Origin of the sequence: Myxococcus sp. AM011, from assembly GCF_013372595.1 — a bacterium.
In the GTDB taxonomy this organism is placed as follows: domain Bacteria; phylum Myxococcota; class Myxococcia; order Myxococcales; family Myxococcaceae; genus Myxococcus; species Myxococcus eversor.
Map to the genome: position 1 here is coordinate 1 of NZ_JABXEM010000335.1, position 10,806 is coordinate 10,806.

Sequence of the window (10,806 nt, forward strand, 5' to 3'; positions counted from 1 at the left end):
CGCCCGCGTCCTTCAACCCCTCGGTGGACTTCGGCGACGTGGACTTCGGGATGCCCCCGTCGCCCGCTCCGTCCGCGGGAGTCCCGGACTCGCTGGAGTTCGACCCCACCGCGCGGCCCGGTGACGACCTGGAAGCGGACCTCTCCGACCCGCTGCCGCCTCCGCCCAACGCGGGCCCGGCGGACGGCCTGGAGATGCTGTCCTTCATCGACGACGCCGCCGGCCGCGAGACAGGACAGGCCGGCGCGAAGGTGCGCCGCTTCCACGTCCGTCGCCGCTCGGGCAAGGTGTTCGGTCCCTTCGACGAGGGCGTCGTCGTCAAGATGCTCGAGGACGGGCAGCTGCTCGGCAACGAGGACGTGTCGCTCGACTCGGAGCAGTGGTCGGCCATCGGCACCATCCCCACCTTCGCCACCGCCATCCAGCGGCTGATGGAGGGCCCGTCCAAGGTGGTGGCCGCCGCCCCCGTCGCCACCGCGTCGGACACGGAGGCGCCTCGCGCCGACCCGGGCGGGACGCAGGCGAACATGCGTCGCCTGGAGCAGCTCTACGAAGGCCGCATGGCCGCGGTCTCCGTCGTGGACCGCAGCGGCGCCGACGCGAAGATCAAGAAGCGCATCCCCATGTTCATCGCCGCCGGCGTGGCGGTGCTGCTCCTGGGCATCGGCGTGGGCACGGAGTTCGGCACGCGCTACGGCGCCTTCGGGCGTCGCGCCCTGTTCCCCGCGCGCGTCTCGGACGGCTCGCCCCAGGCGGAGCTCGTGAACCAGGCGCGGCAGGCGCTCCTCCAGGACACCTTCGCCAGCTACAAGCAGGCGCACACCCTCTCCGCGCAGGCGCTCCAGGAGAAGGAGTACCCGGCGGTGCGCTCGCTGTGGTGCCAGTCCGTCTACTACCTGCAGCGCAAGTACGCCGCGGCCGACATGGCGGACATGAGCCGCTGCCGTGACGCGATGGAGGACATCGCGCTCCTGGGCGAGAAGGACGTCGACGTCATCAAGGTCGCCGCGTCGCTCGCGCTCACCTCCCGGCAGGCGGACGCCGCGCTGACGCCGCTCCTGGACGCCTACAGCCGCGAGGCGAACCAGGCGGACCTGGAGCTGGCCTTCCTCGTGGCCGAGGCCCAGGCGATGAAGCGCGACCAGAACAGCGCCATCGAGACGCTGAAGAAGGTGCTCGCCGCGGACCCCAAGTCCGCCAAGGCCCACCACGCGCTCGGCAACCTGCACCAGGCCGCGGGCCGCGCCGACGATGCCGCGGCTTCGTACGCCGCCGCGCTCGAGGCCGACCGCAAGCACGCCGCCTCCGCCGTGGAGCTCGCCGCCGTGCAGCTCCTGGTGCGCAAGGACGCGGAGAAGGGCACCCAGTCCATCGACGAGGCCCTGGCGGAGGACGTCCAGTCCGCGCTCGGCCCGGCGGAGCTGGCGCGGGCCCGGGGCCTCAAGGGCGTGGCGCTCTTCCACCAGCACAAGCCCAAGGAGGCCGAGGCGGAGCTGAAGTCCGCCATGGAGAAGGACCCCCAGTCCGACTTCCTCAAGGCGCAACTGGCCCACGTGATGCGCGCCCAGCGCAACTACGAGGGCGCCCTGCCGCTGTACACGGCGCTCGCGTCCGAGGAGAGCGACAACCTGGAGTACGCCGACGGCCACATCACCTCGCTGGTGATGACCGGGAAGATGCAGGCGGCCCTGGATGCCGTGCAGAAGGCCAGCGGGCAGTTCCCCAACGAGGCCCGCATCGCCTACCTCTACGGCCGCATCGAGGACGCGCTGGACAAGCTCTCCGAGGCGGAGGGCCACTACAAGCGCGCCATCGCCGCGGACGCCGCGCTGGTGGAGGCCAACCTCTACCTGGGCCGCTTCTACCTGCGTCAGCGCCGCAACGCGGAGGCCCGCACCCAGTTGGAGCAGGCCGCCACCAAGGCCCCGGAACACGCGGGCGTGCGCTCCGGTCTGGGCGAGCTGGCCCTGGCGGAGAACAACGCGCTCTTGGGACAGCAGGAGTTCGAGCGCGCCGTGCAGTTGGACCCCAACCTCGCCGACGCCCACCTGGGCCTGTCGCGCGTGGCGCTGCTCAATGGAGACTTGGAGAAGGCCCAGACGGAGGCCAACCGCGCCCTGGAGCTGGACCCGCACCTCTTGAAGGACGGCCGGCTGCAGCGCGGCATCGTCCTGTGGCGCCTGGGCAAGCTGGACGAGGCCGTGGCCGAGTTGGAGAAGGCCAAGGCCGAGGACCCCCGCTCCACCACGATTCCCATCACCCTGGGCGCCGTGCTGCTGGAGCGCGGAGAGCTGCCCAGCGCGGAGAGCAACCTGGGCCTGGCGCTCAGCAACGAGCCCTCCAACCACGAGGCGCTCTACTACCTGGGGCTCGTGAAGGCGAAGCGGCTGGAGTTCACCCAGGCCATGGACGCCATGCGCAAGGCCGTGGAGCGCGCCCCCAAGCGCCCCGACTACCACTACGCCTACGGCGTCATCCTCCGCGATGCGAAGAACCTGCCGGACGCCATGCGCGAGTGGAACACCGCGGTGACGCTGGACCCGGCCAACGCGGACGCGCACGAGGCACTCGGCCACGCCCACCTGGAGAACGGCGAGTTCGACGAGGCCATCGCCTCCTTCGAGGACAGCCTCAAGGCGGATCCGCGCCGCACCCGCGTGCTCGGCTCCATCGGCGACGCGTACTTCAACGCCGCCCGCTGGAACGACGCCATCAAGCGCTACCAGACGGCCCTCAAGGCGGACGCGAAGCTGACCCACGTCTACTACAAGGTCGCCCGCGCCTTCACCGAGCAGGCCCAGCACGCCAAGGCCATTGACTGGTACCGCAAGGCCTCCAGCGTCGAGCCGGAGAACCCGATGACCTACTACTACCTGGGCTTCGCCTATAAGGAGAAGAACAAGCGCCGGGAAGCCGTGCAGGCCTTCAAGGACTACCTCGTGAAGAAGCCGGACGCGACGGACAAGAAGGACATCGAGGAAGAGATCTACGACCTGCAGAACTAGCCGCCAGCCGACAGCCGGCCGTCCTTCCAGGGATGGCCGGCGTCAGGCGGTTTGGGCCCGGGGCGTCCGCCCTTGAGCACCCCGGGCGCGAGGAGTCTTGCTGACGCCCACCGAGGGTGACTACAAGGCGTCCCCCATGCTGGACCTCCGGAACGTTGCGCAGAACTTCGATGCGGTCGTCGCTCGCCTGAAGACGCGGGGCGGCAACCTGGACCTCGGCCCCTTCCAGGAGCTGTTCTCCGAGCGCGGGAAGCTGTTCGCCTCCATGGAGTCGCTGGCCGCGCGCCGCAACGCCGCCAACGAGGAGATGAAGAAGAAGGCGAAGGAGGACCCCCAGGCGCTGGACGCGCTGCGCGGCGACCTTCGCGCCGTCTCCCAGGACATCAAGGACAAGCAGAACCGCCTCAAGGAGGTGGAGGAGGAGATCGACCGCATCCTCCTGCTAATCCCCAACTTGCCGCACGAGTCCGTGCCCGTGGGCGCCAGCGCGGACGAGAACGTCCAGGTGAAGAGCTGGGGTGAGAAGCCGAACCTGCCCTTCACGCCGAAGCAGCACTTCGAGCTGGGGGAGAAGCTGGGCATGCTCGACTTCGAGCGCGCCGCGAAGGTCTCCGGCAGCCGCTTCACCTTCTACAAGGGCGCACTGGCGAGGCTGGAGCGTGCGCTCGTCACGTTCATGATCGATGTGCACACCCAGAAGGGCTACACGGAGCTGCTTCCGCCCTACCTGGTGCTGCGAGAGACGATGATGGGGACGGGCCAGTTGCCCAAGTTCGAGGACGACGCCTTCAAGACGCTGGGCGACCCCGAGCGCTTCCTCATCCCCACCGCGGAAGTGCCCGTCACCAACTACCACGCGGACGAAATCCTCGAGGGCGAGTCGATGCCCATCCGCTACTGCGCCTTCAGCCCGTGCTTCCGCGCGGAGGCCGGCGCCGCCGGCAGGGACACCCGCGGCCTCATCCGCCAGCACCAGTTCCACAAGGTGGAGATGGTGAAGTTCGCCCAGCCCGACAAGAGCCTGGAGGAACTGGAGTCCATGACGGACGACGCGTGCGACATCCTGCGCCGCCTGGGCCTGCACCACCGGGTGATGCTGCTGTGCACCGGCGACATGGGGTTCTCCGCCCGCAAGACGTACGACATCGAGGTCTGGCTGCCGGGGCAGAACGCGTACCGGGAGATTTCGTCCTGCTCGGACTGCGGCGACTTCCAGTCCCGCCGGGCGAAGATTCGCTTCCGGGCCCAGAAGGGGGACAAGCCGCAGCTCGTCCACACCCTGAACGGCAGCGGGCTCGCGGTGGGCCGGACTTCCATCGCCATCCTGGAGAACTACCAGCGTGACGACGGCACCATCGCCATCCCGGAAGTGCTCTGGCCCTACATGGGCGGCATCAAGGAACTGAAGCCGCTTTAGAACTGTGATCATCCGCTTGCAACGGGCGCGGAATGAGGTAGAAGGGCGGCCCCACGGTCGACGTCGGTCCGAGGGACACCGCCGGCTGAAGTCGTTGTATGGAGGCGTGGCCGAGCGGTTGAAGGCAGCGGTCTTGAAAACCGCAGAGGGTGCAAGCTCTCCGTAGGTTCGAATCCTACCGCCTCCGAATTTGTGCTTGAGTTTTGCGGTTCTTTGACAGAGAAGAGTTGGAGAGATGGCCGAGAGGCTGAAGGCACAGGTTTGCTAAACCTGCATACTCGAAAGGGTATCGAGGGTTCGAATCCCTCTCTCTCCGCCACCTTTGTTGTAGCAGTGCGTGAAGATTTGCTCCCTTAGCTCAGCTGGATAGAGCGTCGGACTACGAATCCGAAGGCCGGAGGTTCGAATCCTCCAGGGAGCGTTCCCTTCTTTTCACGCCGTCTCCATGAGTGACGAAGCTTTCATGCAGCAGGCCCTCGCGCTCGCGCGGGAAGCCGCGACACTTGGAGAGGTCCCCGTCGGTGCGGTAGCGGTCCATGATGGAAACATCATCGGAACGGGTTTCAACCGCCGCGAAGTGGACCGCAATCCCCTCGCCCATGCGGAAGTCCTCGCGTTGGATGCCGCTCGCAGGCATCTGGGTGTCTGGCGGATGACGGGCGTCACGCTGTACGTGACGTTGGAACCGTGTGCGATGTGCGCCGGTGCATTGGTGCAGTCCCGGGTGACACGCCTCGTTTTTGGCGCCATGGACCCGAAGGCAGGTGCAGTTGGCTCTCTGTACAATCTGGCCGAAGAGCCCCGACACAACCACCGGCTCCAGGTCACGAGTGGTATCCTGGCGGAAGACAGCCGGATTCTTCTAAAGTCGTTCTTCGAGCGCTTGCGAGCGAAGCGACGCGACAATTGAATACTTGGAGAGCTGGCCGAGTGGTCGAAGGCACCTGACTCGAAATCAGGCATACCGGTAACGGTATCGTAGGTTCGAATCCTACGCTCTCCGCTCCAGACTTTTTTGGAGAGGTGGCCGAGCGGTTGAAGGCGCACGCCTGGAACGCGTGTATATCTGAAAGGGTATCGTGGGTTCGAATCCCACCCTCTCCGTAGTTGTTGTTTCAGCAGTCGATGTCTACATCTTTTGTGGTCGGGACAACGTGGGGGCGCGAACCCCGCCAGGTCCGGAAGGAAGCAACGGTAGCGATCTACCGCGTGTGTCCCGGCCGTTCTGAAGAGCCAGTCCCCATCTCGGGGGCTGGCTCTTCGCCTTTGCGGGCTTGGGGGCAGAGGGGTCCTTGCTCGTGCCCTCCCCTGCCGGCCTGCGTCGCTCAGTCCCGGACGAGCAGCGTCTCGCGGCCGATGCGCTGGGCAATCCGGAAGCCCGCCGCCTGGATTTCGGGCAGGGCCCGGTCCTCGAAGGTGACGACGCGGTTGAAGCGCCGCTCGCGCATGCCCTGCTGGAAGGCGCCGTCCCGGGGCCAGTCGCAGGTGAGCCAGGGAATCTGCTGGCCCAGGTAGAAGAAGCCACCGGAACCCCACAGCCCCTCGTTGACGATGACCAGGCCTGTCGCGCCGCCCATGCGCGTCGCCGCGACGATGGCTCGAAACTGGTCCGCGCGGAGATCATTCGGAGGGAAGAGCCAGGCGGAGGCGAGCCCCGAGGCCAGTGCCCCCGTGGCCAGTCCCCAGCGCAACGCGAGTTGCGCCCGTGAGGTGATGAAGCCCGCGACGACGGGGGCCGCCGCGAGGAGTCCCAGCACCAGCGCCGGGTAGAGGAAGCGCTCCTCCTTGTGCGCGGTCCCCAGCAGCACTCCCAGATAGATGACCGCGCACGTAAGAGGCAGGGACACACCGGCCTTTCGCTTCATCACCCAGAAGCCCAGCGGCACGGCGGCCCAGGCCCAGAGCGGCACGGCCGTCAGCAGGGGCATCGCGTAGAAGCGAGGAGCCGCCGAGCCGAAGCGGGCCGCCGCCTCTCCGGACAGGACGTTGAAGCGGACGTACTTGAAGAACGAGTGGAAGGGGCCGCCCCAGGTGAGGTGGTCCAGCAGGCCCAGCCCCGCGGCCACGGCGAGTCCCCCCAGGCAGGTGAAGGCCAGGAGCTTCCAGCGTCGGGCGGCCATCAGCCAGAGAAGCGCCGCGACGACGCAGATGGCGGACGGGTAGCGGGTGACGACGGCCAGGCCCAGGGCCGCGCCACCGACGAGGCCCGCCCTGCCCTCGCGCTCGCGCCTGTCCAACGCCTCCATGGCCACGAGGAGGAAGGACGTGGAGATGGACTCCGCCAGCGTGCGCCCGGCGAAGACGAGCACCGGTCCGTAGAGGCCCAGCAGCAGGACGGCCAGCCAGCCTCCCATGGGGCCGGCTCGACGGGCGGCGAAGCGGTAGGCGGCCCACAGGCTCCACGCATGCAGCGCGAGCTGGGGGAGGGCCACCACCGCGCGATAGCCCTGCGGGTCGGTGATGCCGAGCACCCCCGCCAGCTTGAGGAAGGCCGCCAGCACCCCAGGTACAGCCCAGTTGCGGATGCCATCGCGCCACTCCCACGCCAGCACGCCGTAGCCATGGACGCGCCAGTAGGCGGGCTCCAGGGCTTGATACACCTCGTCGGGATGGATGCGGCCCAACTGCGTCACCGCGACGATGGCCGGCAGGAGCGCCACGCCCACGAGGGGCAGCCAGGTGAGGAGCGCGCGATTCCGAGGCTCGGGACGAGGTGCCTCGGCCGGCGGGTTCTCGAGCGGCACGGGGGCGGTGGGTGCGTCGGGCAGGGGTGCGGACACGGGCGTCGGGGACTCTCCCCGGCCCCGCGCCCGGGTGCAAGCCAGGTGACGTTTGTCCGGCAGGCCCTCGCTCGGGTAGGAACGCGGTTCCTTGAGGAGGAAGACACATGCCGGACGTCATCGTGGTGGGAGCGGGACACAACGGGCTCGTGACAGCGGCGATGCTCGCGCGTCGGGGCCTGTCGGTCACCGTCTTGGAGGACAAGGACGTCATCGGCGGAGCGTGCCGCACCGAATATCCGTTCAAGAGCGCGCCGGGGCTCGGCGTGTCCACGGGCGCGTACCTCCTGGGCTTGATGCCGCCGGAGCTGCTGCGCGAACTGGAGCTGGACCTGCCCCTCAAGCGGAGGGACCCGCACTACTTCCTGCCCACCACGGGCAAGCGCTATCTGCTGTTCGGCTCGGACGAGCGCGAGCTGAAGCGCCAGTTCCTGGAGTTCTTCTCCCAGGAGGACTGGGAGGCCAACCAGGCGATGAACGCGGAGCTGGGCGCGCTGCGCGATGACCTGGCCCCGTCGTGGCTCCTGCCCCCGCTCTCCATCGAGGAGACCGCCGAGCGCTACATCCGGCCCGCGCTGCGGCGGAACTTCATCCAGCTGTGTCAGGGCTCGGCGCGCCAGTACCTGGAGCGCTTCCGATTCAAGTCCGACTTCGTGAAGGCCATGTACGCGGTGACCGACGCGTTCTCTGGACTGGACGGCGGCTATGACACGCAGGGGACGGGCATGAACCTGCTCGTCCACAACATGTGCCGGCTGCCAGGCAGCGGCGGCACGTGGATGATTGTCGCCGGTGGCATGGGCACCGTCACCCAGTCCATCGCCAACGTCGCGCGCAAGTACGGCGCCGTCATCCGCACCGGCGCGAAGGTGACGTCGGTCCGCGTGGACGCGGGCGTGGTGAAGGGCGTGGTGCTGGAGAATGGCGAGGAGCTGAGCGCCAACGTCGTCATCTCCAACGGCGACCCGTTCCGCACGTTGAAGCTGGTGGACTCGGCGGCACTGCCCGCGGACTACCGCGCGAAGGTGAACGCGATGGCGGTGCCGGGCACCACGCTCAAGGTGAACCTGTGCCTGAAGGAGCTGCCCACCTTCACCTGCCTCCCCGAGGACCGGGGCCAGTTCGGCCCCACCATCCACCTGCTGCCCCAGGAGGACGACGTGCTCGGCGCGCTGGAGCGCTCGTACCGCGAGACGCAGGCGGGCAAGCTGTCGGAGTTCCCTTCCATCGAGTGGTACATCCACACCACGGTGGACCCCACGCTGCGCGACGCCGAGGGACACCACAACTCCGCCCTCTTCGTGGAGTGGGTGCCCTACAAGCTGGAGGGCACCACGTGGGAGAAGGAGGAGTCGAAGTACGTGCAGCACCTCCTGTCCATCTGCGACCGCTTCGCCCCGGGCACCAGTGACAAGGTGCAGGAGTACTTCGCCCTCACACCCCCGAAAATCGAGAGCCACTTCGGAATCACGGGCGGCCACATCCATCATGTGGACAACAAGCGGGGCTTCACCGACCGGTTGCCCTACGAGACGCCGGTGCAGGGGCTCTATTTCTGCAGCGCGGGCTGCCACCCCGCCGGCAGCGTCATCGGCGCGGCGGGCCACAACGCGGCGGGCGTGGTGCTCAAGGCCCTGGGACGCTGAGTCCGAGCGCCTGGAGATGGATCCCCGTCGCCGTCGTGTTTAGATGAAGACCCCCATGAGCTACCTCGTCCTCGCGCGTAAATGGCGCCCGCAGAAGTTCGATGACATGACCGGACAGGAGCACGTCGTCCGGACCATCGCGAACGCCATCAAGATGGACCGGGTCGCTCATGCGTACCTGTTCTGTGGCCCTCGTGGTGTCGGCAAGACGACGGCCGCTCGACTGCTCGCCAAGGCCCTCAACTGTGACAAGGGCCCCACGGCGACTCCGTGCGGCGAGTGCCGGGCGTGCATCGAAATCGCCAACGGCACCAGCGTGGACGTGGCGGAGATCGACGGTGCGTCCAACAACGGCGTGGAGAACGTCCGCGAGATTCGCGAGAACGCGAAGTACCTGCCGCAGCGGGACAGGCACAAGATCTACATCATCGACGAGGTCCACATGCTGTCCGGAGCGGCGTTCAACGCGCTGCTCAAGACGCTGGAGGAGCCGCCCGGTCACGTGAAGTTCATCTTCGCGACGACGGAGGCGCACAAGCTCCCGGACACGATTCTCTCGCGCTGCCAGCGCCACAACTTCCGCCGCATCTCCGCGGCGCGGATGCTCCAGCGACTTCAGGAGATCTGCAAGGCGGAGGGCGCGGGTATTTCGGACCGCTCCCTGTCGCTCGTCGTGCGCCAGTCCGAGGGTGGCATGCGCGACGCGCTGAGCCTCCTGGACCAGGTGCTCGCTTCGTGCGGCGCGAATCCCACGGATGAAGAAGTCGCCGAGGCCCTGGGCGCCATCGACCGGACGATGGTGCAGGACTTCGCCGAGGCGCTGGTGCGCAAGGACGCCAAGCGCATCCTCGAGCGCGTGGAGGAGGTCTTCAACCGCGGGCTCGACTTGAAGCGGCTCGCGGAGGAGCTGGCGCTCCAGTTACGCCACCTCTTCGTCACGAAGACGCTGGGCGAGGCGCCCGCCGAGTTGGCCGAGTCCGAGCAGAAGGCGCTCATCGCGCTGGCGAAGGAAGCGGAGAGCGCGCAGCTCACCCGCCTGTTCGACATCGTGCACGGCAGTGTGTGGGACGTGTCTCGCGCGGCGCAGCCGAGGCTCGCGCTGGAGATGGCGCTGCTGAAGGCCATCCAGTTGTCGCCCGGTGGTTCCATTCCGGAGCTGCTGGCGCGGGTGGATCGGCTCGCGGCCGGACTGCCGCAGGGCGAGGGTGCCAACAAGACCAATGCTGGAGCGCCAGGAGGTCGCTCCAGCTCCACGAACTTTCGCGCCTGAGCCTCGACCGGCTCCTCGTCCGGAAGTTCCTGCTCCGACGCCTCCCGCCCGGGAGGCGCACGGTGCGACCTCTGATTCCGCTGCTTCGATAGCGCGTGCGCCTTCGGCGTCCCCCGCGCCCGCTGGAAGTGCGTCCGAGCCTCGACCCACCGACGACGCTCGGATGGGTGCGGCACCGCGCGTCGCCGAGTCCACGCAGGGAGCACCTCGCGGCTTCGAAGCTACGCGCAACGCCGAGTCCACACAGGGCGCTTCGAGCGATGCAACCACTGCGCGCGACGTCGAGTCCGCCCAAGGCTCGCAGGCACCGACCTTCCAGGCGGCGCCGCGTGATTTCGGAGCCTCCCGCGACACCGAGTCAACGCAGGGCTCGCAGGCACCGACCTTCCAGGCGGCGCCGCGTGACTTTGGAGCCTCGCGCTACGACGAGTCGGACTACGTGGCCGAGCCTCCGGATGACATCGAGCTACCTCAGCACTCTGGCGGCGCGTCGGACTCAGGGCCCTCGGGTGCCTGGAGCCCGCCTCCGTCCCCTCCCGTCGCGCCCCCTGTCGCCGCCACCGGACCGGTGATGGCCGGACTGCCACCCTCCGCCGCGCGTCCCCTGTCCTTCTTGCGCAATGCCGCGGGCGGGCAGGCCAGCGCGGAAGCCCCTCCTCGCCCCGGCGGCTTCGCGGTCGAGCCGCCC

7 protein-coding genes, 5 tRNA genes and 1 other RNA gene are annotated in these 10,806 nt (G+C 68.2%); 11 read left to right on the forward strand and 2 right to left on the reverse strand.

Annotation, left to right across the window (positions count from 1 at the left end):
- The 9 genes from HUW62_RS42045 to ffs all read left to right on the forward strand — a co-directional run.
- The coding region (locus tag HUW62_RS42045) for a tetratricopeptide repeat protein (protein WP_176437631.1) at positions 1-3,005 on the forward strand (3,005 nt) is incomplete at its 5' end.
- Positions 3,006-3,141: 136 nt separating this feature from the next.
- Positions 3,142-4,422, forward strand: coding sequence for a serine--tRNA ligase (gene serS, locus HUW62_RS42050; protein ID WP_163866880.1), 1,281 nt, complete (start codon positions 3,142-3,144; stop codon positions 4,420-4,422).
- A gap of 100 nt (positions 4,423-4,522) precedes the next feature.
- Positions 4,523-4,609 (forward strand) — tRNA-Ser (locus HUW62_RS42055).
- 42 nt (positions 4,610-4,651) lie between these two features.
- Positions 4,652-4,741, forward strand: a tRNA-Ser gene (locus HUW62_RS42060).
- A gap of 28 nt (positions 4,742-4,769) precedes the next feature.
- Positions 4,770-4,843, forward strand: a tRNA-Arg gene (locus tag HUW62_RS42065).
- 24 nt (positions 4,844-4,867) lie between these two features.
- A complete protein-coding gene (tadA, locus tag HUW62_RS42070) occupies positions 4,868-5,332 on the forward strand; it encodes a tRNA adenosine(34) deaminase TadA (protein WP_163866763.1) in 465 nt (154 codons plus the stop codon).
- 6 nt (positions 5,333-5,338) lie between these two features.
- Positions 5,339-5,425 (forward strand) — tRNA-Ser (locus HUW62_RS42075).
- Between the two features lie 14 nt (positions 5,426-5,439).
- A tRNA-Ser gene (locus tag HUW62_RS42080) sits at positions 5,440-5,526 on the forward strand.
- 33 nt (positions 5,527-5,559) lie between these two features.
- Positions 5,560-5,652, forward strand: an RNA gene (gene ffs, locus HUW62_RS42085) — signal recognition particle sRNA small type.
- A gap of 95 nt (positions 5,653-5,747) precedes the next feature.
- On the opposite strand, the gene HUW62_RS42090 is transcribed toward ffs, so the two are convergent.
- Positions 5,748-7,202: a glycosyltransferase family 39 protein gene (locus HUW62_RS42090; RefSeq protein WP_176437632.1), complete on the reverse strand. Its 1,455-nt coding sequence runs from the start codon at positions 7,200-7,202 to the stop codon at positions 5,748-5,750.
- A 107-nt stretch (positions 7,203-7,309) separates the two neighbouring features.
- Between HUW62_RS42090 and HUW62_RS42095 the strand changes: the two genes are divergently transcribed.
- Both HUW62_RS42095 and dnaX read left to right on the forward strand, forming a co-directional pair.
- A complete protein-coding gene (locus HUW62_RS42095) occupies positions 7,310-8,848 on the forward strand; it encodes an NAD(P)/FAD-dependent oxidoreductase (RefSeq protein ID WP_163866762.1) in 1,539 nt (512 codons plus the stop codon).
- A 55-nt stretch (positions 8,849-8,903) separates the two neighbouring features.
- Positions 8,904-10,118, forward strand: a complete 1,215-nt coding sequence (gene dnaX, locus HUW62_RS42100) for a DNA polymerase III subunit gamma/tau (RefSeq protein ID WP_163866761.1) — start codon at positions 8,904-8,906, stop codon at positions 10,116-10,118.
- Between the two features lie 471 nt (positions 10,119-10,589).
- Here the strand turns inward: dnaX and HUW62_RS48220 are convergent.
- On the reverse strand, positions 10,590-10,806 hold a 217-nt coding region (locus tag HUW62_RS48220; protein WP_217911864.1), incomplete at its 5' end, for a hypothetical protein.